The organism is Bremerella volcania, assembly GCF_007748115.1.
In the GTDB taxonomy this organism is placed as follows: Bacteria; Planctomycetota; Planctomycetia; order Pirellulales; family Pirellulaceae; genus Bremerella; species Bremerella volcania.
In genome coordinates this window covers 2,184,272-2,208,349 of record NZ_CP036289.1, presented here as the reverse complement: position 1 = coordinate 2,208,349, position 24,078 = coordinate 2,184,272, and the positions used below count along the sequence as shown (strand labels likewise).

General features: G+C 55.5%; 22 protein-coding genes. 11 read left to right on the top strand and 11 right to left on the bottom strand.

Annotated features, from left to right (window positions below; genetic code table 11):
• Window positions 1–3: 3 nt before the first annotated feature.
• From accC to Pan97_RS09085, 9 genes are all read left to right on the top strand, one after another.
• Complete coding sequence (accC, locus tag Pan97_RS09125) at window positions 4–1,347, top strand: acetyl-CoA carboxylase biotin carboxylase subunit (protein ID WP_144971816.1); 1,344 nt, start codon at window positions 4–6, stop codon at window positions 1,345–1,347.
• A gap of 240 nt (window positions 1,348–1,587) precedes the next feature.
• Window positions 1,588–3,162 carry an arylsulfatase B gene (locus Pan97_RS09120; RefSeq protein WP_144971814.1) on the top strand — a complete coding sequence of 525 codons (1,575 nt, stop codon included), beginning with the start codon at window positions 1,588–1,590 and terminating at the stop codon, window positions 3,160–3,162.
• A 459-nt stretch (window positions 3,163–3,621) separates the two neighbouring features.
• The gene (locus tag Pan97_RS09115; protein WP_144971812.1) at window positions 3,622–4,254 is read left to right on the top strand and encodes a hypothetical protein; all 633 of its coding nucleotides are present in this window, start codon (window positions 3,622–3,624) and stop codon (window positions 4,252–4,254) included.
• 132 nt (window positions 4,255–4,386) lie between these two features.
• On the top strand, window positions 4,387–6,150 hold the full coding sequence (locus Pan97_RS09110; RefSeq protein WP_144971810.1) for an HDOD domain-containing protein: 1,764 nt from the start codon (window positions 4,387–4,389) through the stop codon (window positions 6,148–6,150).
• A 123-nt stretch (window positions 6,151–6,273) separates the two neighbouring features.
• Entirely contained in the window at window positions 6,274–7,140 is an 867-nt protein-coding gene (locus tag Pan97_RS09105) for a LamG-like jellyroll fold domain-containing protein (RefSeq protein WP_144971808.1), read from the top strand.
• Window positions 7,141–7,384: 244 nt separating this feature from the next.
• On the top strand, window positions 7,385–8,680 hold the full coding sequence (locus Pan97_RS09100; RefSeq protein ID WP_144971806.1) for a 6-phosphofructokinase: 1,296 nt from the start codon (window positions 7,385–7,387) through the stop codon (window positions 8,678–8,680).
• A 204-nt stretch (window positions 8,681–8,884) separates the two neighbouring features.
• Window positions 8,885–9,412: a c-type heme family protein gene (locus Pan97_RS09095; RefSeq protein WP_144971804.1), complete on the top strand. Its 528-nt coding sequence runs from the start codon at window positions 8,885–8,887 to the stop codon at window positions 9,410–9,412.
• Between the two features lie 276 nt (window positions 9,413–9,688).
• A complete protein-coding gene (locus tag Pan97_RS09090; RefSeq protein WP_144971802.1) occupies window positions 9,689–10,759 on the top strand; it encodes a DUF1559 domain-containing protein in 1,071 nt (356 codons plus the stop codon).
• An 82-nt stretch (window positions 10,760–10,841) separates the two neighbouring features.
• Window positions 10,842–11,255 carry a hypothetical protein gene (locus Pan97_RS09085; RefSeq protein WP_144971800.1) on the top strand — a complete coding sequence of 138 codons (414 nt, stop codon included), beginning with the start codon at window positions 10,842–10,844 and terminating at the stop codon, window positions 11,253–11,255.
• Here the strand turns inward: Pan97_RS09085 and sigJ are convergent.
• Together sigJ and Pan97_RS09075 are read right to left on the bottom strand one after the other, a co-directional pair.
• The gene (gene sigJ / locus Pan97_RS09080) at window positions 11,252–12,121 is read right to left on the bottom strand and encodes an RNA polymerase sigma factor SigJ (RefSeq protein ID WP_241676414.1); all 870 of its coding nucleotides are present in this window, start codon (window positions 12,119–12,121) and stop codon (window positions 11,252–11,254) included. The genes Pan97_RS09085 and sigJ overlap by 4 nt on opposite strands.
• A 60-nt stretch (window positions 12,122–12,181) precedes the next feature.
• A complete protein-coding gene (locus tag Pan97_RS09075) occupies window positions 12,182–12,694 on the bottom strand; it encodes a hypothetical protein (RefSeq protein WP_144971796.1) in 513 nt (170 codons plus the stop codon).
• Between the two features lie 202 nt (window positions 12,695–12,896).
• On the opposite strand from Pan97_RS09075, the gene Pan97_RS09070 reads away from it, so the two are divergent.
• On the top strand, window positions 12,897–14,021 hold the full coding sequence (locus Pan97_RS09070; protein ID WP_165698671.1) for a sialidase family protein: 1,125 nt from the start codon (window positions 12,897–12,899) through the stop codon (window positions 14,019–14,021).
• An 11-nt stretch (window positions 14,022–14,032) separates the two neighbouring features.
• On the opposite strand, the gene Pan97_RS09065 is transcribed toward Pan97_RS09070, so the two are convergent.
• The 9 genes from Pan97_RS09065 to Pan97_RS09025 all read right to left on the bottom strand — a co-directional run bounded on the left by Pan97_RS09065 (window position 14,033) and on the right by Pan97_RS09025 (window position 22,923).
• Window positions 14,033–14,497 (bottom strand): hypothetical protein, encoded by a 465-nt coding sequence (locus Pan97_RS09065; protein ID WP_144971792.1) that lies wholly within the window; start codon window positions 14,495–14,497, stop codon window positions 14,033–14,035.
• Between the two features lie 94 nt (window positions 14,498–14,591).
• On the bottom strand, window positions 14,592–15,629 hold the full coding sequence (locus Pan97_RS09060) for a DUF1559 family PulG-like putative transporter (RefSeq protein ID WP_144971790.1): 1,038 nt from the start codon (window positions 15,627–15,629) through the stop codon (window positions 14,592–14,594).
• A gap of 278 nt (window positions 15,630–15,907) precedes the next feature.
• Window positions 15,908–16,210, bottom strand: a complete 303-nt coding sequence (locus Pan97_RS09055; RefSeq protein WP_144971789.1) for a hypothetical protein — start codon at window positions 16,208–16,210, stop codon at window positions 15,908–15,910.
• 125 nt (window positions 16,211–16,335) lie between these two features.
• Window positions 16,336–17,385, bottom strand: a complete 1,050-nt coding sequence (locus tag Pan97_RS09050; protein ID WP_144978254.1) for a DUF1559 domain-containing protein — start codon at window positions 17,383–17,385, stop codon at window positions 16,336–16,338.
• A gap of 347 nt (window positions 17,386–17,732) precedes the next feature.
• Entirely contained in the window at window positions 17,733–18,920 is a 1,188-nt protein-coding gene (locus tag Pan97_RS09045; RefSeq protein WP_144971787.1) for an FG-GAP repeat domain-containing protein, read from the bottom strand.
• A gap of 118 nt (window positions 18,921–19,038) precedes the next feature.
• Complete coding sequence (locus tag Pan97_RS09040) at window positions 19,039–19,461, bottom strand: hypothetical protein (RefSeq protein ID WP_144971786.1); 423 nt, start codon at window positions 19,459–19,461, stop codon at window positions 19,039–19,041.
• A 34-nt stretch (window positions 19,462–19,495) separates the two neighbouring features.
• Window positions 19,496–20,545, bottom strand: a complete 1,050-nt coding sequence (locus Pan97_RS09035; RefSeq protein ID WP_144971784.1) for a M28 family peptidase — start codon at window positions 20,543–20,545, stop codon at window positions 19,496–19,498.
• Window positions 20,546–20,559: 14 nt separating this feature from the next.
• On the bottom strand, window positions 20,560–21,603 hold the full coding sequence (locus Pan97_RS09030; protein WP_144971782.1) for a glycosyltransferase family 9 protein: 1,044 nt from the start codon (window positions 21,601–21,603) through the stop codon (window positions 20,560–20,562).
• Window positions 21,604–21,714: 111 nt separating this feature from the next.
• Window positions 21,715–22,923 carry a PDZ domain-containing protein gene (locus tag Pan97_RS09025; RefSeq protein WP_165698670.1) on the bottom strand — a complete coding sequence of 403 codons (1,209 nt, stop codon included), beginning with the start codon at window positions 22,921–22,923 and terminating at the stop codon, window positions 21,715–21,717.
• A gap of 122 nt (window positions 22,924–23,045) precedes the next feature.
• Between Pan97_RS09025 and Pan97_RS09020 the strand changes: the two genes are divergently transcribed.
• Window positions 23,046–23,915 (top strand): class I SAM-dependent methyltransferase, encoded by an 870-nt coding sequence (locus tag Pan97_RS09020; RefSeq protein WP_144971778.1) that lies wholly within the window; start codon window positions 23,046–23,048, stop codon window positions 23,913–23,915.
• Window positions 23,916–24,078 lie beyond the last annotated feature (163 nt).

The following is a 24,078-nucleotide window of genomic DNA, read 5'->3' as shown; positions in this document are numbered from 1 at the left end:
GTCATGTACAACCGCATTCTGATCGCCAATCGCGGCGAGATCGCTCTTCGCATTATTCGTGCCTGCAAAGAACTGGGCATTGAAACGGTCGCCATTTTTAGCGAAGCCGACCGTGACGCCGCCTATTTGAAACTGGCCGACGAAGCTTACTGCGTGGGTCCTGCCAAGAGCTCCCAAAGCTACTTGAAGATCGATCGCGTCATCAGCGCCGCCGAAGTGGGTAACGTCGAAGCGATTCACCCCGGCTACGGCTTCCTGGCCGAGAATGCCGAGTTCAACGACATTTGCCGCAGCTGCAACATCGACTTCATCGGCCCCACGCCGGAAGCCATGGCCAAGCTGGGCGATAAGAACACGGCCCGTAGCATGGCGCGCGAAGCGAACGTGCCGGTGGTGCCTGGTTCGGCAGGTTTGATCGAAGACGAAAACGAAGCCCTGAAGATCGCCCACGAGATCGGTTTCCCCGTGCTGATCAAAGCGACCGCCGGTGGTGGTGGTCGCGGGATGCGTGTGGCCGCCAACGACCTGGTGCTGAAGAACGCCTTGAATCAGGCCCAAACCGAAGCCGGCGCGGCCTTCGGCAACGCGGGCGTGTACATCGAAAAGTACGTCGAACATCCACGCCACGTCGAAGTGCAGGTCATCGCCGACCATCACGGCAATGTGGTCCACCTGTACGAGCGTGAGTGCAGCACGCAGCGTCGTCATCAGAAGCTGATCGAAGAGAGCCCGGCCCCGAATCTTTCGCAGAAGACTCGCGACGAAATCTGTGCCGCCGCCGTGCGGATGATCAAAGCAGCCGACTACCAAAACGCTGGTACGGTCGAGTTCATCGTCGACAAGGACGAAAACTTCTACTTCATCGAAGTGAATGCCCGTATTCAGGTCGAACACTGCGTCACCGAGATGGTCACCGGCGTCGACTTGATCCAAGCTCAAATCCGCGTCGCTTCCGGCGAACCACTTCCATGGAAGCAGGAAGACATCAAGCTGCAAGGCGCCGCGATCGAATGTCGTATCAACGCCGAAGACGCCGACAAGAACTTCATGCCGTGCCCTGGTAAGATCAACCAGTTGATCGTCCCCGGCGGCCCAGGCGTTCGCTTCGACTCGCACGTCTACAGCGGCTATACCGTGCCGCCGCATTACGACTCGATGATTGGCAAGTTGATCGTTCATCGCAACACCCGCGAAGAAGCCATCCGCTGCATGCTCCGGGCACTCGACGAGATCCGCACCGACGGCATCACCACCACGGCCAACTTCCACAAGAAGGTGCTGAACCATTCTGCCTTCGCGGAAGGAAAGATCGACACCACGTTTGTCGAACGCACCTGGTTCTCTTAACCGCACACATCGCGCGGCTTGAATCGGCAAGTCGCGCTCGCGGGACACTCATCCCGCATCTGATTGCGTAACAATTGCGGTCGCTTTTCCACCAAAATCGGCAATTGGGTGTAACCGGCGCATACGGAAGTGGTAAATCTCTACGACGCAGCGAGTTTTGCCTTCAATTTCGCAGGCAACCTGCGAAAATAGGACGCTCGCCCACCACCCACCCCGTCTAGCCGAGATTTGGTGCTTCTGATGATCTCTCGTCGACTACTCCTGCTATTCGCTGTTGCTTTCTCCGTCCTGCTAGAAAACGCAGTACTCGCCGATGCTCCTGGCAGTCGGCCCAACATCATGTTCGTGCTGGCCGACGACATGGGCTGGAACCAGCCTGGCTTCAATCATCCCGAACAAGCCTCGCTAACACCCAACATGGACAAGCTGGCCACCGAAGGGATGCGGCTCAACGAGTTCTACACGCACAGCGTATGTGCTCCGACTCGTGCGGCCTTTCTGACGGGCCGGTACGCCTTTCGGACATGGAGCGACTGGCGAACCGAAGACTTCGGCAAACCAAGCTATCTCGCCAAGCTGGGGCTAGAACTTGCCCATACCAAAAGTGGCGAGCCAACCCGGCGGATTCACGCCCTCGATACCAACGAGCGCACCATTGCTGAAGCCTTGAACGAAGCAGGCTACTTCACGGCATTGCTGGGTAAGTGGCACTTGGGAGAGTGGCTGCCGGAACATCTTCCCATGGGGCAAGGCTTCGACTACCAGTACGGGCATTATGCCTGGGGCATCGACTATTACACCAAAACAATCGTGCACAATGCCCCGGCCCGCTATGCCGTTTACGACTGGCATCGCAATCAGCAGCCGGTCAACGAAGAGGGCTATGCCACCGATTTGATCGCGGACGAAACAGTTCGGCTGATCGAATCTCGTAAAGGAAACGACGAACCGTTCTTCATGTACGTCGCGTTCAACGCGGTGCATGGCCCCTTGAACCCACCTCCCGGTTTCCAAGGAGATCCAAGCGACACCGACGCGGTGCGTGACGCGATGCTCGAAAGCCTCGACAGGGCCGTGGGGCGTATCGAAGAGGCCATCGAAAAGAATGGCTTCAAAGACAACACGCTCTTCATCTTCGCCAACGATAACGGCCCTGTGCTGGAAGAGATGAGCAAGCCGTTTCGCGGTACCAAGAACACGACCTTCGAAGGAGGCGTTCGTCAGCCGTGCGTGATTCGCTGGCCAGGGCATGTCGCTCCTGGCACGGCGAAAGATGGGCTCGTTTTCATCGCCGACTTCTTCCCAACCTTCATCACCCTGGCCGGCGGCAACCATCAGCAAGAACGCCCGATTGACGGTTTGGACATGACCGGGGCGTTCTTCTCCGGCGAGAAGAGCCCTCGCAACGAGATCATTTACGACGTCGCTGGCAGCGTGCGTCTGCCGACGATTCGTCGTGGCGACTTCAAGCTGATGGGAGACATGCTGTTCAACATACAAGAAGATCCTTCGGAGCAGACTGACGTCGCTATCAAGCATCCGCGGCTCGTGGCGGAGCTAAGCGAGCGGCTGGATGTCGTCGGCAAGGAACGTCCGCCACTGGGAGACAAACCGCTGCTGATGGATCCGCCACTTCCTTATGTCTACGGCGCAAACGAGCAGGAAGACGTGCCGCAGTGGCTGATTGAAAAGGTCGAAGCGGTCCGCGCAACGCAGCCCAAAGAGTGGCCCCCAGGCGAAACTCCTTGGCCCAAAGCCCCTCAAGGCGCCGAAGCAAGCAAGATGGATGGCCTGCGGGACGAAATCGTGAAGTAAGCGGGACTGCCGTCGCCAACCAAACCGTTTTGCTTCTCGGATGCTTCCGGCAAAACGAAGCTTCCCAAGCATGAGTGGACAATGCTCGCCAACTTCCACAAGAAGGTGCTGAACCATTCGGCCTTCGCGGAAGGGAAGATCGACACCACGTTTGTCGAACGCACCTGGTTTTCTTAAGTCGAGTTCTCGACTGCCCAGTATTCATTTCGCAAAGCACCTGCTCTTCGTGACAGAGACGCATGGTATAAGCCTGCGCACTGAATCTTCCGCAATAATCGATTCCCTTCCTCTAATCGTATCATTCGTCATCTTGCGCTGAGGGCGAAGTCAGCATCGACCGCAATTCCCCATCTATTTTCTACTATTTCACCGCAAAAACTTACCCTGGGTGTATTTCAGTATCCCATATTAGAACTAGTCACCCTATCGGTTCTCGTACATGCGGCCCAGAAAGGTGAGATGATGTTTTTCCACCATAAGTATGGATACCTACTACTATCTGGCATCATTGCCGTTGCCATTTTCATAACAGATCTTGTAGTCCCTCTGGGCAACCTCGTCGGCGGACTGTATGCCTTCGCGGTGATGCTAGCCTCCTTGGGAAAGGAACGCAACAGCCTCATTGCGATTGTCGTGGCCTGTGCGTTGCTGGCATTCGTCGGCTCGCTGCGGTTGGCCGGCGAAGAAGCCAACGCACTCGACTATTTAATTCGTCTGCTCTGGATTGCCTTAGCGTCTCCCTTTGCATTCATCTATTGCTCCACACAATCCGACCAGGTTCACCAGCACTTGGATGGGTTCACGGCAGAGCACTTGGGTTACGAAGTTCGAGAAATCGCGCACGAAATGAGCAACGTTCTCCAAGTGATCCTCGGCCTTGCCTTCATGTTGCAAGAAGACCTGGACTCCGACGACCCTCGCCGCAGCGACCTAGAGGTCATGGTAACCTCTGCCCGCAATGGTTCGGCACTCACCGAGAAGCTTGGTCTTCTTGGCAGACAAGTGCAAAGGACGTCCCAATTAGAGACATCCACCGATACCGCTTCGAAAACTGATTATCGAGGAGAAATCTCTGAGGCCCTATTTCCGTAGAAACACGACGAATATTGATTGGAACAATCACTTTTTTGGGAGTAACCTCCGCAAGACGCGGCCGACTGACGAAACCGTATTCCCAGTCTGTAATGTGTAAAAATCTTCCTTGGACAATATAAGGACTAGAAGATGGTCACAGAACATTTGACCGCGTTAGTTGTCGATGATGAATTGCCGGTGCGTGCACTTCTTGCAAAAGCATTGGGCGAAGTCGGTTTCCAGTGCGTCGAGTCATCGGACGGTCAGGATGCATGGCAACAACATGAAAAGTCTCCGTTTGACCTCGTGGTTACCGATTTGAAAATGCCGAAAATGAATGGCCACAAACTGTGCGTTGACTTGCTTAACTCTCCGACGCGTCCGATTGTGAGCGTGCTGACAGGGATTCGTCACGAGCGACTGATCCAGGATCTGGAAAGCCGCGGCATCGATTTAATTCGTCACAAACCGATCAACTTTCGCAACTTGGCCAGAGAACTGCGTGGTTTGTTGGATCAAAAGGTGACATCCGTTCAAAACGCATCCGAGCCGCTGACTGAGTCCGAAGATCCCTCTGACGAAAGTCTGACACCCAAAGCTGAGCAACATAGAAAGCATGCAATCGGCGTTCTGCTAAAGGACAAGAACGTTGCCAACGAGTTAGCGGGAACACTAACCGATTCGTCGAAATCCCTTTTCGTGACGACCAATTCCGAACAACTTTGCCAAGTGCTTGATCATCATCGCATCGACTTACTGTTGATTGAAAACGACTTGGGCGGATTTCTTTCTGGCATCGAAATTGTCGAACGGCTCAACCATCAACTCATTCGCCCCAAGGTCGTTCTTTTTGCGGAAGAGTCTTCCAAGATCCACCAGATTGCGGACGAAAACGGTGTGGAGTTCGTCACTCCCATCAACACGGACCGGAATGAGATCAAGACTTCGGTGCAGCGTATTCTGAGAGATACCCTCGAGCATGATGCTTTCATTCCGCCACTTGCGCGGCATCTGGTGAAGGACTTTGGCGATATACCTCCGCTGCCTCAACTGGTTGTCAAACTCGCCGGGTACCTGGCGATGCCGCTGAACGATATTTCGATCGATGAGTTGGCTGACGACATCTCGGCGGACACACGTGCGGCAACTGACCTTTTGAAAGTGACCAATCGGGGACGTTCCCACTTCGAGCAGACGACCAGCGTTCATCAAGCGGTCAATCTACATGGCCCTAAAAGGACCATTGCCATGGTCATGTCCATGGCAACCATGAAAGCACAGTCCGATGTTCTGAACAAATGGGACGAAACACATCGCCAGTGGTACCAGAAACGAAGTGTGATCATCGCCGCTGCCGCGTCGGTTTTCGCGGAAAGACTGGAAAACTGTTCGCCGGACACGGCTTATATCTTGGGCTTGGTGCAGGACATTGGCTGTCTTGTTCTGGCGAACAAATTTGGCAGTCGCTACGACCTGATCGCGGAACGCGTGCAAGGGGTGGGACGCACCCAACTTCATCAATTGGAGTTAGAAAGCTTTCAAATCCATCATGCGCATGTCTCAGCGGCTTTGCTGCAAAAATGGCGACTACCCCAGGCGCTGGTTCGCACCGTCGTCGCTCACCATGACCCAGACGCGGAAGAAGGTCTCCCGAAGGTCGACGCCTCCTATCTTCGGGTGATTCAGTTGGCCGAGGCCTTCGCGAACGCAATGGACATGCCACATCCCTATCGGAGCTTCGTCCTTTCTCAGTGCCTGGAAAAATTCACCGACCATAGCCATGACCAACGGGTCATGGCTTGCACCGAGGCACTTGAGAAGGCTCAAAGTCTTTGCGAATTGTTCGAATTCCCAGTTCCCGACCAAGCGGAACTAGGATCGATTCTGCAAAAATCAACGGCTTCGCTGACCTAAAGTGGAAACGTTCCAAGCAAATTCGTGAAGTAGGTACGACTTCGTGTGGCAGGCAGACTACAATCGTCTACGATCCATCAAACCTGCCACGCGTCCTTCCTAGACCTCGGCCTGCCTTCATCAATGCCATATCGCCTGCTGTTTCTTATCGCACTGCTTAGTTTTGCTTCGGTTGCCTCCGCCCAGGAGGTTTCCTCTCCGGTCGTCCAGCGTCCCGGACTGGTTTGCTTCTGGGATTTTCAGCGGCAATCGACCGATGGCTATATCAGCAGCGGGTCGCACGCCTATCCGCTAGCACCGCAAAACGGCCCCATCGAAAAGTCGGAAGAAGGCGTCTTCGGCAGCAGTCTGAAGATACGCCAGGGGCAGTGGTTGCTCTTACCGCGTGAAGATTGCCCAGGTCTGAACTTCCGCGGCCAAGACGAGATCACGATCATCGCTTGGATTCAGCGCGAGAGTGACGCCAATTGGCAGTACATTGCCGGGATGTGGAACGAACGGGACGCCAAGCGGCAATATGCGCTGTTTACCTGTGCCGCCAGTCAAACCAACTTTGAAACAATGGATCGCATTCCTGCCAAGCACCAAACGCATGGCTACGCCTCGGACGTCGGCGGCGCAACGCCGGGTAAGCCCTTCTGTTTCTCGTACGCTTCCGGCCAAACGAAGCTTCCCAAGCGTGAGTGGACGATGATCGCCTACACCTACGATCACCACTTCCTGCGGGTCTACGTCAACGGCCAGCTAGACGAGCATCCCGGCTACAATCCGTTTCCCTGGCACAAGCCGATCTTTGATGGGGGCGAGAAGGGAGCCGACTTCACGGTGGCTCGCCAGTGCCTGCCCAATTGGCCCCATTATCCTGAAGCCGAGAAGCCGATGCTCAAACAAGGTTTCGGCGGAAAGTTGGGCGGCCTGGCCGTGTATAAGAGAGCCTTATCGGCGGACGAACTAGCCGAGATCCATTCCGCTACGCTGCCGGCGAAGTAGCGTACGATCAGGGGGTGCTCAGGCATCCCTTATCTGCAGCCCATCAATTGTTGTGGAGGCATCCCAGTCGGACATCCTTTAATCGCAGCAATCCCCCCGTTACCAGCAATCTATCGCCCAGCATCTCCCCGCAACCAATTCCCCAGGCTGTCGTCAATTCACGCAGGTTGAAAACAACCCCATAACGCATAAAATCAGCGGTTCAGACAACTTACTGCTTTCGATTCCCTTATGGATTTTGATCATGGCCAACAGCCTTTCCCGTCCCGAACAGCCAGCACATAATTTCAAGCGAGTTGCGATCCTCTTTTCGGGTGGGCCTGCACCTGCTGCGAATGCCGTGATTTCGACGGCGGCCGTTTCGTTTTTGCGAGCGGGGATCGAGGCCGTTGGTGTATTGAATGGCTACTCGAACCTGATGCAGTTCGGTCCGGATCGTCCGATGGAAGAAGACCGTGACTATATCATCCTGAACCATAAGGTCCTCAGTCGTAGCCGTGCCAAGCAGGGGATCATGATCGGTACGGCCCGGGCTAACCCCGGCAAGGCAATCTCGCACCCCGATCACCTGAAGGACAAGGAACGCTGCAAGGCTTTCCAAACCACCTACGACGCGTTGTGCTCGCTGGGTGTCGACGCGCTGATCTCGATCGGCGGTGACGACACGCTGAAGACCGCCAACAAATTCAAAATGTTCCAAGACACGCTGCCCGAAGGCAGCAAGAAGATGCCGGTCGTTCACCTGCCCAAGACGATCGACAACGACTACAACGGCATCGACTTCACGTTTGGCTTCTTCACCGCGGTCGACTTCCTGGCCACGGAAATCCGCACGCTGCTGTACGACGGCGAAGCCTCGAAGGCCTACTTCCTGTGTGAAGCCATGGGCCGCAGTGCTGGCTGGTTGGCTTACGGTGCGGCGATCGCCGGCGAAGCTTCGCTGGTAATCAGTGTCGAGGACATTACCGGCGACTACGTCGAGAAGGAGTGGGAAGAAGGGGGCAAGACCAAGAAGACGATGAACGTACCAAAGGTGGTCGATCGCATCGTCAAAACCATGCTTGCCCGGGAAGCCGAAGGCAAGGAATTCGGCGTGATCGTGCTTGCCGAAGGACTGGCCGAAATGTTGCCGGAATCTTACCTAGAAGGGGTTGCCCGCGACGACCACGGTCACATCGCGATCACCGACATTCAACTCGGCCGCACGTTCAGCAAGTGGGTGGCCAAGGCCTACGAAGAGAAGACCGGCCGCAGCCGCAAGGTCACCGGGATTCAACTGGGCTACGAGTCGCGCTGCACCAAGCCGCTGGCCTACGACGTGATCCTGGGCAGCCAACTCGGCGTCGGTGCTTATCGCGCTCTGGTCGAAAAGAAGCTCAACGGCGTGATGGTTTCGGCCAAGGGTCAGTTCGAACTGCAGTACGTCGACTTCACGGAACTGGTCGATCAAGACAATCTGGTTACGGTCGTTCGCCACATCGAACCAGGCTGCGACTTCCAGAAATTGGCCCGTTTTCTGGAAACGTACGTCAACGACTAAGTCACGTCGAGCAGACACCTTCCGCCACGAAAGAGGCCGCCCAAGTGCGGTCTCTTTTTTTGGCCCCCAAAAAAAGGACATTGACATCCAATTTAAGCCCTCTTAAACTAATGCTACAAAACAGGACTTAAATATCCAATTTAAAGCCTCCGACCTTAGTTGGTCTGCTTCCATCCTCATTTGTTTTTCACTAGGAGCTCCCTCATGCGTGCGTCCCAGGCAGTTTTATGGGTATTGTTCGCGACAATCCTATCGTTCTCGTTTAGCTCGATCAGTCATGGTGAACCGTCCGAAAAAGACGCGTCCGTGGAAAGGGCCCGGAAGACGGTGCAAATGATCGATGACATTTATAAGGGGGGCATCGTTCTCATCACCGAGAATTACGTCCACGACGAGGACGACCTGCCTGCAGGTATCGCGTTCAAAAAGCTGTTCGCCTCCGCGGAAGAGAAGGGGTGGCACAGCGTACGTCTACTCGACGCGACCGACGAACCCTACAACCCCGAGAACGCACCGGCCGATGCGTTTGAAAAGAACGCGATCAAGGCGCTCCTCTCCGGCAAACCAGGCTACGAGCAAGTGATCGAAAAAGAGGGCAAACGTTACCTCCGCTCGGCCACTCCGGTGCCAGTCGTCATGCAAAAATGCACCATGTGCCACGAGCACTACGCCGACGTCAAACCCGGCACGCCCATTGGTGCGATCAGCTACACCGTGCCGATTGAAAACTAGCTCTTCCAGCGAAATCAGGTCTGCTTTCAGAGGTCGCTTCTTGCGACCTCCTTTTTTTGTATCTATGCGTCACGCATGCAAATCGGGCACCTTATCTAAAAAAACAGCTGGCAATTTGGGTAACAAAAAACCAGCTACTCCCGGACACACAGAATAGAATTCCTTAAATCACGAGAATTATTTATTGACCCACTAATTTCGGGGCGATAAAACGATTTAAGCCAGCCTTCGATTAGCTGTCTCATCATTTTATCTCTTTTCAATTGAGGTGATTCCATGGCAAGTCACTGTCGCAATTCAGGCACACGACTTGGTTTTACCCTGGTAGAGCTCTTAGTCGTCATTGCAATCATTGGCGTGTTGATTGCTCTGCTTCTGCCCGCCGTACAACAAGCCCGCGAAGCTGCCCGGCGGATGCAGTGCAGCAACAACATGAAGCAATTGGGCCTGGGAATTCACAACTTCCACGACACATATGGGGTTGTCCCTCCAGGTGGGGCCGTCGATCAAATCCCATTCGGTACACACGCCACAGGAAGTGCGTGGGGCAGTTCCTGGATGGTCTACCTGCTTCCATTCATCGAACAAAACGCCCTGTACGACAAGTTCAACCTCGGCGGCGGTTCTGGCTGGGGAACGAATGCATCGAACAATACGGCTGCCTCGAAGAATGTCTTGATCGATGGCTATCTTTGTCCTTCTTCGCCTCTCGAAGAGTTTTGCGTCAGTCCCAACTCAAATGGTCCTATCATGGCGGCCAGCTATGCCGCGATCTCGGGTGCCGTGGATGGACTTATCCCCAATTACACTGAAAGCCGCATCAACACACCTGGCTCGTCGGCCGGCTGTTGCTCTGGGGGCATCGCCAGCGGTGGTGGCGTAATGATTCCCAGTGGTAAGCTCGGGTTGGAATCAATCACCGACGGTACATCGAACACGGCCGTGATTGGTGAAATCAGCGACTTCCTGATCACCGCCGATGGGTCGAAACGCGACTATCGCAATAGCGCTCGCCACGGCTGGATCATCGGCTGGCGTTCGACCAACGCCCCACCCAAAACCGGCAATGGAGGTGATCTGCGAACGTTCAATCAAGTCACCATTCGCTATCCCATCAACCAAAAGAAACGCCCTGGAACCGGCTGGCCGAACTGGCCTGGCAACTGCGGTTCAGACGGGATCTGTGACAATGCCAGTACCAACATGCCGTTGATCTCCGCCCACCCGGGCGGCGTGATGACTTTGCTGGCCGATGGCTCGGTGCGTTTCCTCCCGGAGACGATGTCGATGGACCTCCAAGCGCGGCTCGTGACGCGTGACGATGGACAGGTCATCGAACTTCCGTAGTCGTCTCGTCATTCTTCCGACGGGGCAACACGAATCGATACGTGTTGCCCTTGTGGCTCAACAACAACCCATCCGAATGATCATGAATAAATCGTCCGCAGTCATCACCACGCTGTTGTTTCTGGCTGGGATCGCTTTGCTCGGCTGCAACAATCAGCGTCCCATCCCCAAGTCGTATCCCGTTCAGGGAGAAGTCACGCTCGACGGCAAGCCGATGGAATCCGGCGAGGTAGCCTTCGTTTCGGTTGCCGAAGGGATTCGCGATACCGTGAAAGTGGAAGGCGGCAAGTTTTCCGGTGAGGTCCTCGCCGGCGACCGAAAAATAGAAATCCGTTCTTACATCGCCAAAGAAGGGAACACCAAGATGTACGGGGCCGATGCCGAGCCTTCGTACGTGAACATCATTCCCAAGAAGTACAACGAAGAAAGCGAAATCACGGCGACCGTGAAAGAGTCGGATGACAATTCGTTTTCCTTCGAGGTCACTTCCAGCTAACTCGCCGAGGTTTGCTCGAAGATCGCCAGCTTGTCGGGATTTCGGTAGACGAATAGCGAGGCAATCTTGCCGTTGACCACTTCGAAGTGGTAGGCGGCAATGATCTTTTCCCCCTGGTAACTGACCACGCCAGGGGCTCCGTTGAACCAGGCCGGACGAAACGTGATCTTGACTTCGTGCTGAGCGTTGCGGAAGACTCGAATCATGAAAGTCGTTACCGAGTGGAAGCCCACGATCAGGTCGCGCGCGGCGCTCACTTTGCCGCCACTATCGGCATGCAGTACGACGTCTTTCGACAGGACGTCACGCAGGCGATCCAAATCCCCGGCGTTTACTGCCTTAAAAAAAGCGTCGGAGATTCGCTTGATGCCTGCCGGATCGGCCCCTCCGCGCGGCTTTTCGCCACGCAGGTGAACCCTGGCCCGCTTGGCGAGTTGACGGCAATTGGCGGCTTCCAGTCCGAGGATTTCGGCGACCTCTGGAAACTCATAGCCGAACAGATCGTGCAAAATGAACGCGGCCCGTTCGGCGGGTTTCAAGCGTTCGATCATCAGCATGAGTGCGATTGAAAGCGTTTCGTCGAGTTCCGCGCGATCGGCATGATCGTCCATGATTGGCTCTGGCAACCAGGGACCGATATATTTCTCGCGTTGATAACGGACAGACTTCACGCGGTCCAAGCAAAGCCGCGCACACACGCGCAGATACCAACTTTTGGGCGAATCCAATTCCGGCCGCCCGGCCTGTTCCCAGCGGAGGTACGCTTCCTGGGCGATGTCCTCGGCATCGGGAAGACTTCCCAGCATTCGATAGCAGAATCCAATCAAATCGTGCCGCAGACGTTCAAACTGATCGCCGGTTACCATCACGTCGATTCCTCAAAGCGCGGAAGGGCGTTTGTCCTGTCACCAACAGACGACGAAACCCTAGAAATCTAGTTTCGCAAGTTCACAGTGATTGGCCATCCCCATGGCTCGTTTCAGCGTCGGATAGATGCGACACCCGACGATCACCACGGCCAGTTCGGCGAAGGCCTCGATGCCGTAGTGATTCCGGATTCGCTCCATGCGATCGGCGTCATCGTTTTCGTTACGAATCACGGCCACCACATGATCGTGAACGTCACGGAGTTTCTGCGGCAGTGACTGCGGATCCTTCACGGCGATCTTGAGCAGTTCGCGATCGATGCCTTGCTCGACCCCCATCTTCAGACTCAGGTTCAGGCACGGGCCACAGTCTTCCGTTTTCATCACGGCAGTCTTGGCGACGAAAAACGCATCCAACGGCAACGCCTTATGGATGTTCGGCATGGCCTGGGCGGCCGCGAAGGCCTGAAATGCTTCCGGAGAGTCCTCCAGAAGTTGAACGATGTAGCCGTTATCGTAATCGTAGTGCTGAGCGAACTGCTCCAGGCTCGCTCTTGCCTCTTGGGCATCCATGATCGTCTCCTCGGTTACCTGGTCGTTGGGATAAGTTGTCTCCTGTCACCTAACCAGACGAGCAGTTTCCCCGAGGTGTGACAAACGATCGAAAAAAATGCTTGGAATCCCTTGCGGGTTCGTTATTTGCCCGGGAAACGTCAGGTGTTAAGATAGATTCTCAAGCCCCACCTTGATACGCCTACCTTGCTCGAGAATGCTCATGAGTCGCTTGTTTATCGTCGCCTCGGCGCTGATTGCCATCGTAATGTTCTCATCCGCGTCGCAAGCGGAGACCCCCAAATCCCAGGTTGTCTTGCCACCTATGCCTGGTAATCCGCGGAACAGTGAAGGGGACGTCGTTCAGCTCAAAAACGGCGACGTCCTGTTGATCTATACGCACTTCGTGGGAGGCGACGGGGATCATGCCAAGGCGCACCTGGCCAGCCGCATTTCTCACGACGGAGGAGCGATCTGGTCAAAGGAGGACAAGATCGTTGTCCCCAACGAAGGGGGCCTCAACGTGATGTCGGTATCGTTACTGAGACTTGCCGACGGCCGGTTGGCACTTTTCTATTTGCGTAAGAATGCCCACGACGATTGCCGCCCGCAGATGCGCATCAGCACCGACGAAGGTAAGACATGGGGAGAAGCGATCAGCGTCATCCCTGATCAAGAGATCGGCTATTACGTCCTGAACAACGATCGCGTCTTGCGGCTTAAGAGCGGTCGGCTCATCGCCCCCGTCGCGCAGCATGTCGGGCCTGGGATGCCCAAACGGAACAACGCCGCGGCGATGCTCGTTTACTACTCTGATGACGCCGGAAAGACTTGGACCCGAAGCGCCGCCGCGGCGCGGCCTCCCAAGCGTAATGGCCGCGATGTAATGACTCAGGAGCCAGGCGTCGTCCAACTAACCGATGGGCGTCTGCTGATGTGGTGCCGCACCGATGCCGGCAGCCAGTTCGTTTCCTTGAGCGACGACGAAGGAGAAACCTGGTCGCAGCTACAGCCTTCGAACATGCAGTCTCCACTATCGCCGGCAACGATCGAACGCATTCCATCGACGGGAGATCTGCTGTTGATCTGGAACGATCACTCCCGCATCGATGCTTCGCTTCGCGGCAAAAGAACGCCGCTCAAGTCGGCCATCTCCCAGGACGACGGCAAGACATGGAAGCATGTCAAAACGTTGGAAGACAAGCCGACCGGCTGGTACTGTTATATCGCGTTGGATTTCATTGACGACCATGCCGTGATGGCCTACTGCGCCGGCGACCGCCAAGAGAACAACGGCCTGGCGGTCACCAATATCCAACGTTTGCCGATCGAGTGGTTCTACGAGTAACGCAAACCTCGCTACTTGATTTCAAACTCGAACGTGTTTCCTGCCTCGGTAGACGTGACCGTAGCCGAAAGCCCGGAAGTATTAAATCGGCTGTACTTCACTGGCAAATGTTGCACGACCTTCGTTTGCCCAACGGAAAGGGGATCATCTGGGTCCGCTTCTTTCAGAACTTGCACTTCTTCTTTGCTGATCTTGACCATATGTTCGCCAGCAACGGCCCCATCATTCAGATCAAAAGTCGTTAGCTGAGCAATGCCGTCGGCATTGGTAATCCCCGAGGCACCGCGCTGCTGACCTTTGGCACTGAACGCCACTTTGGCGCCCTCCACCGGCTGTCCATCCTGAACCACTTTGACTTGGGTCTTGTAAACATCAACACCTGGATTTAGCGAGGGCGTCGATTCGCCGCATCCAGTCAAGCAACCGATCAATCCGATCACACACAAACAACACAGAAGCGGCATAGCAAGACGCATAGTTCACTCCCCAAGAATATTGGCATTGCCGGAAGAGCAGAGTTTCTTCCGGCAATATTCGATAGAAACATAGACAAATTTCAGTAGCGACAAGTTATGGAAGCGGCTTGGTCTCGCCACCGCTCTTGCTACCCAGCGCACCCCAAACACCATAGGGACTTTGTCCTGAAGTTGGCTGCGCTTGGGTCATGTCGCCGGTATCAATGGTCTCGGGAATGAATCGAACCGAGGCATCTGCCAGTACCGCACAAATGCCCCCGGGATGATTACTGGAAACCGTCGTTATAGCGCGGTCTGCATTCTCGTTGGTGCTGTCCCAGCAGGAAGGACCATTCGGAGCAATCACGGTATTGAAGCCCGTAAAGCAAGCTTGCCCATCATTCCAACGCTGGCTTGCAGCAGGGTTCGCCCCACTGGAAAACTGATCGCGTTTGGTCGTCGAAACTGCATCCCAACATGTGCTGGGGTCGCTCAAAGATATGCTGTTTGCGTGGGTCTGATTGATGAACGGTGTTTGGAAATCGGTCAGGCGTTCAGCCATCATGATGGTATTGCTCGTCCCATCCGTGATGTCACGAAACTTCTGATCGAGCTTCGCACTGAAGATACCTCGGTAATTCGTTTTGTTATCCTGAGGGTTGTAGGCATCGAGATACGAGTCACCGATCGAGAACCGGTAGCTACTAGGCGCCACGGGACGGTCAGCACGGTAGGTCTTATCTGCCCCCGTGTCTGACGGACAAAGCAACGTATCAATGCGTTGTTTCCAAGGAGAAAAGGACGTATCCCATGGGGAAGGGGGACTGCTCCAGACCGACGTGTCGTAGTTCTTGATCTGCTCCGCAAGCGCGTTTTGCTCCATGAACGGCAGCAGCGGAATCATGGCCCCAACGCGGATATGGTAAGGCCCTTCCAGAACGGCGAGCCGTGGAAAGTGCTGATAAGTATCGTGATGGTTGTGCAACGCCAATCCCAGTTGCTTAAGTTGGTTAGTGCACTGACTTCGCCGGGCCGCTTCTCGGGCTTGCTGTACGGCAGGCAGCAACAGGGCAATCAACACGCCGATGATGGCAATAACGACCAAGAGTTCGACAAGCGTGAAGCCACGCTTGCCAGGCGAGTAGGGCAGCATACTCAGTTCCTGTGGGGGTGATTCGGAAGGGAAGAAAGGGGGATGATGTTGTTCAGCAAAAAGGGAGGGGGTGATCGCTCGATGGCACCTTGATGCCGATGGCTTTGAGTTCAATAGACGATCAATCGCCCTAAGACTAGAAGAGCGATGTCCGTTTTGCCATCCTATCCAAGACCACAGAATGCGGCAAGAATCTAAGCTGAATTTTGATTTTTTATCTTTTTAACAAAGAAGAGCTTGGCGCTGTGTATTTAACTAACCCGTTCCAATAAAAGGGATTATAGCTTCTCCATCATCCTCTTGGCCTGACGGGCAGGGCTGCCTGACGACTTTTGGAGCTTTTCGTATTCCTGGCGAAGCTCGGCCGCTTTATCTGGCTCTGTCTCGGCCAGTTTCTGCAGATTTTTATCGATCGAGACCATTTCGCTGCCGAGCTGATTAGAGCTGACAATTCCTTGCAGATCTTGGCGAATCAACTCGGTGACCGGACGCGTATCGGGAGGGACCGGCGTACTTCCAGGACCACAACCAATAGCAAACAGAACCAACCCCAACACCACCAATCGTGAGCCAGAAAACATCAAACAAAACTCCGTGCGGCAATCAACAGGATGACCGCGGATGAAAGAAGTGAAGAAACTCAGTCCACCTCACCAAACGGAAAAGTGGACTGTTGAGAAATAACATGTCGAGCTATTTGGCACGACTACGGCAGTTGGACGGTGTTGCCGTCGTCTCGTCCGCCAAAGTACTGCCACGTTTTCAAGTCAATCGTTTCAGGAATGAAACTGGCTGAAGCATCCCCCCGAGTGACCAACACACCGCCCGGATGACGACTGCGTGCTGTGTAAACCCCATCACGATCTGACGCAATTCCGCTGCTGCTCTCCTGGCAGTTGGGATACTTCCAGTTTGGTGGGGCAATCGTATTGAAGGTCGTTTGCGTGGGCACCGGCATCATCCAATGCTGGCCGTTCTCTCCGTTGTGAGCTGTTTGCGAGGCACAGTTCGCGCCGAACGAATCGATATCGGCCTGGGTGGGATATTGCCAGGTGGGTACGTCGGAACCAATTCTCGGTTCGGAAGTGTTTCCGTTGGCCAACTGGTCGTCATTGTTGTCGCCGGTTAGATGCTCAGAGGTCATGAGCGTATTGCTCAAGCCGTCAGTCACCGAATTAAATCCCAATTCCGGGGCAGCCAGTTCATTCCCACTGGAATCCACTTTCACCGGCCCACGAAACATTCCGTTCTGCGTATCGGGATTGGCCCATTGGTTCGACGAACCATAGCTCACCGCATAGTTACAGCCAGGACCATCCTTCCATGAATCGGTGCCAAGGATCTGGGGAAACGCGATGTCCGAGGGACATAAAAATGCCTCGACTCGCGTTTGACGAACACTTCGGTTCGAAGTGGCTCCCCACGCCTCGTAGAAGTCTCCTGACGAGACTTTGAGCTGATCGTAGAGATTCCCTTGCTCAATGAACGGTAAGATCCGAACCAAGGCGCTATAGCCCTGGTAGATCGATGCCCCGTTGCCAGCGCGATAATTCATCGCCGGCAACGTGTTGTACGTGTCGTGGTAGTTGTGGAAGGCCAAGCCGAGTTGCTTTTGGTTATTGGTGCATTGCATCCGCCGGGCAGCTTCACGGGCTTGCTGGACTGCAGGCAGCAGAAGGGCAATCAGAACGCCAATGATGGCGATCACGACCAACAGCTCCACCAAGGTGAAGCCAGTACGTTTAGCGATAGGCATGGGTAGGGTGTCCAAGCTTGCGGGAGAAAGGGGTGGGAAAGAAATGGCCAGGGGGCCAATGGAAATTGGGGCGGGAAGCGCGACAAAAGTGCCGGATTTATTATTGAAACATAGGCCTAGACTTGGGTATTGTCAATTCCGGCACCCCTTCAAGACGGCCGCAACACCAACCACAAGTCTTTAATTTATAATAAGTTACACCACCGACGCCGTCACATCACAGCTGCTTGATTCTTCGTCTGACACGAACGCGCAAATGACCAAAACACGCTGGCAACCGGCAGCCAACCAGCGTGCTTTCCTGAGTGGACGAAACGAAACTCCAATCGAGCAAAGAGGCTCGCGAACTACTTCGCCTTGAAAACGAATGTTCCCTTTTTGTTGCCTGCGACGATGTCGACCTTCTCGTCGCCATTGACGTCATCAAGCGTGATCTGCCGGCCGGTGCCGCTGTTGTCGTCGAGGACGATCGGTGTGAAGCTTACTTCTCCCTTGTCCGAGCGATTCGTCTGGAAGATCACCAGCACGGCGGGGTCTTTTGCCCCGGGGTCGTGGCCGTTGTGGGCCCAGTAGCATTTGCCGGTGACGATGTCCTTGAGTCCGTCGCCGTTCATGTCGGCCATTTCCACGGCATGCAGCTGGCTGAAGACCAAGTCGCTGACCGACTTGTCTGGCGTGCCCATGATCTCGTGCTCAGTGAACTGAATCTCGCCGTTCTCCCCTTTGGTCTGTTCGTGCCATACCAGGCCGTACTTGTGCCCGTGCAGGCTGGTGACCACGTCGTTGTCGCCATCGCCATCCAGGTCGTACGCGTGGATGCCAGCTCCGCCGGGGGCAAAACGATAGGCATGTTTCTTCCAAGGCGTGGTACCGTCCCAGTTTTCTGGCTGTTCCCACCACCCTTCAGGCATCAGGAAGTCTTGCCGGCCATCGCCGTTGACGTCCCCCACACCGAGCCCGTGCTGGTAACGTCCCCAACCTTGCTTCTCCGAAATGGGCGTCCACACCCAGCGCTGGGTCGGATCCTTTTCGCTGGGTTTGGCATAGCCGAGTTGGCCTTCGAAGTGACAAATCAATTCCGGCTTGCCATCTCCGGTGATATCGAGAAACGTCGGAGCTTCGTTGTCGACCGCGGGGAAGGCGAAGTGCTTCTTCCAAGTGTCGCCGGACTGGCTATTCTCGTACCAATGGGCCGGCGTGCCAGGCAGGCCCACGACAAGGACGTCGTCGAAGCCGTCGCCGTTGAAATCGCTCACGAACGAAAAGAAGTTATCGGAGTACCCGCGATCGTTGGGAAATGCCTTGCCATCGTAAAACGTGTGCTTCGTCTGGAAGTCAGGGCCAGCGAACCAATGGGGGCCACAGACGATGTCGGTCTTGCCATCTTTGTTGAAATCGCCAACGGATGCCCCTTCGGCGAAGTACTCTTCGGTGAGACGGGTCTTCTCGAACATCGGCTGCGTGGCTTCTTCAGCCGCCAGAGAACCAACACAAAGCAACAGGGCGGGGGAGAGCAGTAGCAAGCGAGATAGCATGAGCGGGGAACTCCAGGCAGGAATAGGAAATCAACGAGCATGAGGCCTCTATTGTCCCACTGAAATATTCACGTGTCACGTAAATATTTTCCACACCCGATGCCGCTGCCCGCGCGGCCTATTCTTCGCTGTGCGGGCCGGCCTGGGCTTTTTCTTCCCGCATCCGCCGTACTTCTTCTTCTAAAGCACGACGGCTGGCGATGCGTTGATCGCGAAGCGCGAGAATGTAGTTCTTGGTCGCAAAGCCATCGAGCCCCGCCAGCACCACAATCCGCAACAGCAGCAGCGAAACGCAGGCCCAATACAGAACGTAGAAGATATTCACCGGCACGACATTGCTAAACAGAAAGGCGACCGCGATCAACACGATCGTGTGCGTCACCTTCGTGCGCCGGCGCACTTGCGAAAGCAGAAACTCGCGTTTGCGGTCGTCCCATTCGGTGTGCTTCTCGACCATCTTGATCGTGTGCTGATGTTGCGTATGCATCATCCAGGCAACGACGATCAACACGAAAGCAATAAGTGATGTGGCGAAGAGCATGTACGAGTATCCGCTCGAATCGAGTACGGCGTGGTTATTCGACTTCTTGCAGCCAGGTCAGCACCACTTTCCCAACTTTGGCCAGCGATGCGGCTGAGCAGTTCTCAGGCACGTCCTGCTGCGTATGCCAATATTTTGGTCCATAGCCCGGACTTGGGAAGTCAAAATCGATAATATCGATGATCGGAATCCCGCCAATATCGTGCAAGGGGACATGGTCGTCATTGATCGTATGTCGTGGCCTGCGAACGAATTCCGGAATATTCAGCCGGTTCGCCACACGCCAGACGTCAATCACCAACGGCCGGGTATCTTTCCAGGACAGACTGTTGCGCTCCTGGTAGATCTGCAGATCCTTGTCCCCAACCATGTCGAGCAAGATGCCCCACTTGTACCGAAAATCGATGTCGGCGCTGCGATATCTCTGGGCAAGATAGGTCGAACCGAGAAAGAATGGATCGCGTTCCTTATCGAAGATGAACTCTTCCGCGTCCAGAAAAACCACGTCGATGCCGTACTTTGTATCGACCTGGCTCAGGTGCCGAGTCAACTCCATCAGTGCCGCGGCGCCGCTTGCTCCATCGTTCGCCCCCAGAAACGGAGCTTTGGGGTTATCGGGATCTTCGTCGGCGTAAGGACGGGTATCGTAGTGGCAGCAAAGCAAGATCCGCTCGGTACGCTCGGGATGAAAGCGACCAAACAGATTGGTCAGCGTTACCGGCTGTCCTGTTTCCGGATGGCGAACTTCCCACGACTGCTTTACCACCGTCGCCCCATGCTGGGTCAGGTGATCCTCGATCATCTGCTGCTGCTTCTGCATCGCAGCACTGCCGCTGACTCGCGGCCCGAGGGCACAAATATCTTTCAGATGCTGGTACGCTTTTTCGCCGTCGAAGGGAAGGTATCGCGAAAGGTCCTCGGGGCCGTTGACGTTGGCGGCTGGAGGTGTCGGGTCACCGTTACCACTGAATGCGATCATCACGACAATCGCGACCACGCCGATCATGCCAGCGACGAGCGTACTCCAAAGCGGGATCCGTTGTTCTTGCTGATCGGACGGCAAAGTGAGGCTCGATTGGGGCACAGAATAAGTCCAGGTTACGCAGCTTTAGGATGCCGCATATTAAGCAGGATGTCTACCTGGCTTAGGACGTCCACCGTAGGAATTGCCCGCATCGCGTCGTTTCCGGCTCGGCGTCGCTTGCGGCAGGAAAGCGGATCGTGCATGTTTTGAATCGTGCGGTGGATGCCGCGACATGGACTATAGTACTCTGCCTTGGTGACGCCGAACAAGGAAATGGTCGGCGTATCCAACGCCACGCCGAAGTGCAAAGGCCCCGTATCGCCGCTGATTAGCAGCGATGCGTGCCGAATCGTCTCTTTCATTTCCGCGATCGACATTTTGGGCAGAATCGTGACGCAGTGCGGGGCGATCGCACGTGCCGTCTCCGCCGCTTCCTCGGCGTACTTGTGCTCGACGTCGTTGCCCCACAGCAGCAAACTGGGGATCTCGTACCGCATGAACAGGTCGGCCGCGACCTCGCCAAAGCGGGCCGGGACCCACGTTTTCGAGAACCATCCGGCACCGACGTTCAGCACCGCATAGCGACCAGTTGAGATGACCGGCACGCGACCGGCGACCACCTGATGGGCGACCTGGTCGTACGGCATCTGAAACTCAAGTTTCGGCTTCTCGATCCCCAAGGGTGCCAGCAGTTCCAGGTAACGCTCGGCAATGTACTTGGCCGTCGGGGCAATGCGCGTTCCGGCCAGGTTCGGAGCGATTTCGCGCGATTGTCCGCGTTTAAAAGTGATTTGATGTTTTCGCCCCGAAAGCCAACCAGCGACGGCACTCTTGGTCAGTCCCTGCACGTCGAGCACGATTTCAAACTTATGCCGCGAGAGCGCACGTCGCAGCCGATTGATTTCAACCGGTTTGGTGAGCCAACCTTTTTCGACCGTGAACAAGAAGTTGAGGTCGGTCCGATCGGCCAGCACCTTCGAGGCCGCTGGCTCGGCTACCCAGCCAATTTGAGCCGAGGGAAATGCCTTTCGCAGCGCACACAGCACCGGCAGCGTAAGAACAGTATCTCCCAGAGCACTAAGGCGAGTGATAAGAATGCGTGGGGCAGGTGATAGCATGAATTCGACAACTCCTTTTGTCGCGTGCCAGTTCTGGCGGCACGGATGCGGAGCGTATCGTAGGGGTAATCGGCCTGCCGTGGCAATAGAGGTTCGCCGCCTTAGTGCCTCTTAATAGACTTCGCGAAGCTGCCACTTTCCGAGGGTAACGTCCAGTTCTTTGGTTTCGGTTCCGCGAACGGCAACCATTTTAACCTTATCGCCTGCCTTCTTATCTTGCAGCAACTCGATCAAGTGCATGAACCCTTGGACCTGCGTCCCGTTGACTTCGGTCACCGTGTCCCCACCCCGCAGGCCAGCCTTGTAGGCTCCGGTGTCCTGGTCGACACTCTGCACGACGCACGGACCGCGGTTGCCATCACTGGGACCGCGTACCCCCAGAAAGCCACCGCTACGAAACTTGATTCCTTCCGGCAGAACGCCTGGTAAAGCCGAGCGAATACGCTGCTGTTCTTGTGCGTCCTGGAAGAGTTCTTTGCCGTCGATCACCATGCCAAACAGTTCTGCCTGGCGAAGCATCGTCATCTTCGACAACAGCGGAGCAGGGGAGGTCTTCAGTTTCAGATAGTAGAGCCGCACAAACTCAATCTTGTGCAGAAGCGGTTCCAGTTCCCGCAGCATTTCGATATCGACCGGTCCATCTTTGATCGTCAAATGATCGACGTTAGGCATCTTGGCGATCTCGGCAAACCAGTCCGCCGTGATCTTGTCGTTCTCGATCTGCACGTCTTCGATGAAGCCCAGGTGCTGCAGGTAATGCAGATGCTTGGCCGAGCCGGTGTAGTCGTTGGTGATCCAGATGCCGGGCCCTTCGTCCATCCCCTGAAACCCTTGCATCGGGGCGTAGCTGGTGAACTTCACCCCGAGACCGCTAAGGATGCGAATGGCCCGTTCACGCTGAATCGGCTCGATCCGCTTCAGTACGTCGCCGGCGTATGCCCCCACACGATCATTCTCGGTGGCGGCGATCAGGGCCAGTTTCGCGCTGGCCTGGATCTCGGTCTCGATATCGTCCCCGATGGCGAAGGCCCGCAGGACATGGATACAACGAAAAGCCTTTTCCAGGCTGCCAGTACGAACCGCATCGGCCAGGGGCCCAATCGCCGCCTGCTGGGCACTGATCAGTTTCTGCGTGGCATTTTCGCGCAAGAGGAACTTGTCGCTATCGAGTTGATCGATCCAAGACGCGATCTGTGCCGAGGTCGGAGGCTGCTTCGCCGGGGCACCCTCAGCAGGATCGGCCCCGTGGGCAACGGGCGCGAACATGATGCCGCCGCAAATCAGGCAAACCAACAGACTTAGTACTAGACAACGTGTCACGAGCGATCTCGATTCAGGGGACGACGACAGACGAGTCATGTTCTGCTATTGTGGGAAGATATGGTCAATTATTCCAGGGCAAAACCAATTTCCCGCCCCTTGCGTTACCTTTGTTGATCAACATGACCGCTGCCGATCTGGCCTCATTTCAATATAGCTTGCTCGACTTTGGCTCCGGTCGAAAGTTAGAACAATTCGGATCGGTCGTTCTCGATCGGTATTCTCCTTCCGCCGAAGGATTTAAGGCCACCAAGCCCGATCTCTGGTCGCAGGCCATCGCCAAATACGTACGCCGCACCGAAACCCAGGGAGACTGGCTCGACGCCGACTGTTTGCCCCCAACCTGGGAGGTCGCCGCGGGCTCTCTGAAATTTCGTTTGAAAACGACCAAGTTTGGTCACTTGGGTCTCTTCCCCGAACAGTTCGCCAACTGGAAATGGCTGACCCAGACCTGTCGCGAGAGTTCCCGCCCGCTAAGAGTGCTCAACTTGTTCGCTTACACCGGAGGCTCTTCGCTAGCCTGCGCCCTGGGTGGGGCCGAAGTCGCCCATGTCGATGCAGCCGCCAACGTCGTGAAATGGGCGCGAACCAACGCCGAACTTTCCGGCATGGCCGGTGCACCGATTCGCTGGATTGCCGAGGATGCCCGCAAATTCGTGAAACGCGAGATCAAACGAGGCAACACGTACGACGGGGTAATCCTCGATCCACCCAGCTACGGCCACGGCTCGAAGGGGGAAGTCTGGCGGATTGACAAACACCTTCCGCTGCTCATGGGATACCTGAACGAGCTTTTGGCCGAAGACCCCAAGCTCGTTTTGCTGACGTGCCACTCCCCCGGCTATGAAGACGATACCCTTAAGCAAATGATCGACGAAGCGTTCCCCAGTATTTCCCCCCGAAAAATCGAAGCCGGACCATTAACCATCGCCGATCGCAACGGACGCCAATTACCCAGCGGGTACTACGCAAGTTTTCAAAACGTGTCGTGAGCCAACTTCATACCATCATTTCACGCCTCAGTAGCGTGCGAATCACCAACTCTTAAGCCCCAAAGGGGCGGCAGATAATAGCCAGGGGCGTAAGCCCCTGGTAGCGAACCACGAAGAACGAGAGCCCCACAGGGGCGACAGAATCGAATCACAAGCGACAACT

Coding starts and splice junctions, on each gene's coding strand:
- accC (WP_144971816.1), top strand. CDS start 4: ATGTACAACCGCATTCTGATCGCCAATCGCGGCGAGATCGCTCTTCGC.
- Pan97_RS09120 (WP_144971814.1), top strand. CDS start 1,588: ATGATCTCTCGTCGACTACTCCTGCTATTCGCTGTTGCTTTCTCCGTC.
- Pan97_RS09115 (WP_144971812.1), top strand. CDS start 3,622: ATGATGTTTTTCCACCATAAGTATGGATACCTACTACTATCTGGCATC.
- Pan97_RS09110 (WP_144971810.1), top strand. CDS start 4,387: ATGGTCACAGAACATTTGACCGCGTTAGTTGTCGATGATGAATTGCCG.
- Pan97_RS09105 (WP_144971808.1), top strand. CDS start 6,274: ATGCCATATCGCCTGCTGTTTCTTATCGCACTGCTTAGTTTTGCTTCG.
- Pan97_RS09100 (WP_144971806.1), top strand. CDS start 7,385: ATGGCCAACAGCCTTTCCCGTCCCGAACAGCCAGCACATAATTTCAAG.
- Pan97_RS09095 (WP_144971804.1), top strand. CDS start 8,885: ATGCGTGCGTCCCAGGCAGTTTTATGGGTATTGTTCGCGACAATCCTA.
- Pan97_RS09090 (WP_144971802.1), top strand. CDS start 9,689: ATGGCAAGTCACTGTCGCAATTCAGGCACACGACTTGGTTTTACCCTG.
- Pan97_RS09085 (WP_144971800.1), top strand. CDS start 10,842: ATGAATAAATCGTCCGCAGTCATCACCACGCTGTTGTTTCTGGCTGGG.
- sigJ (WP_241676414.1), bottom strand. CDS start 12,121: ATGGTAACCGGCGATCAGTTTGAACGTCTGCGGCACGATTTGATTGGA.
- Pan97_RS09075 (WP_144971796.1), bottom strand. CDS start 12,694: ATGGATGCCCAAGAGGCAAGAGCGAGCCTGGAGCAGTTCGCTCAGCAC.
- Pan97_RS09070 (WP_165698671.1), top strand. CDS start 12,897: ATGAGTCGCTTGTTTATCGTCGCCTCGGCGCTGATTGCCATCGTAATG.
- Pan97_RS09065 (WP_144971792.1), bottom strand. CDS start 14,497: ATGCGTCTTGCTATGCCGCTTCTGTGTTGTTTGTGTGTGATCGGATTG.
- Pan97_RS09060 (WP_144971790.1), bottom strand. CDS start 15,629: ATGCTGCCCTACTCGCCTGGCAAGCGTGGCTTCACGCTTGTCGAACTC.
- Pan97_RS09055 (WP_144971789.1), bottom strand. CDS start 16,210: ATGTTTTCTGGCTCACGATTGGTGGTGTTGGGGTTGGTTCTGTTTGCT.
- Pan97_RS09050 (WP_144978254.1), bottom strand. CDS start 17,385: ATGCCTATCGCTAAACGTACTGGCTTCACCTTGGTGGAGCTGTTGGTC.
- Pan97_RS09045 (WP_144971787.1), bottom strand. CDS start 18,920: ATGCTATCTCGCTTGCTACTGCTCTCCCCCGCCCTGTTGCTTTGTGTT.
- Pan97_RS09040 (WP_144971786.1), bottom strand. CDS start 19,461: ATGCTCTTCGCCACATCACTTATTGCTTTCGTGTTGATCGTCGTTGCC.
- Pan97_RS09030 (WP_144971782.1), bottom strand. CDS start 21,603: ATGCTATCACCTGCCCCACGCATTCTTATCACTCGCCTTAGTGCTCTG.
- Pan97_RS09020 (WP_144971778.1), top strand. CDS start 23,046: ATGACCGCTGCCGATCTGGCCTCATTTCAATATAGCTTGCTCGACTTT.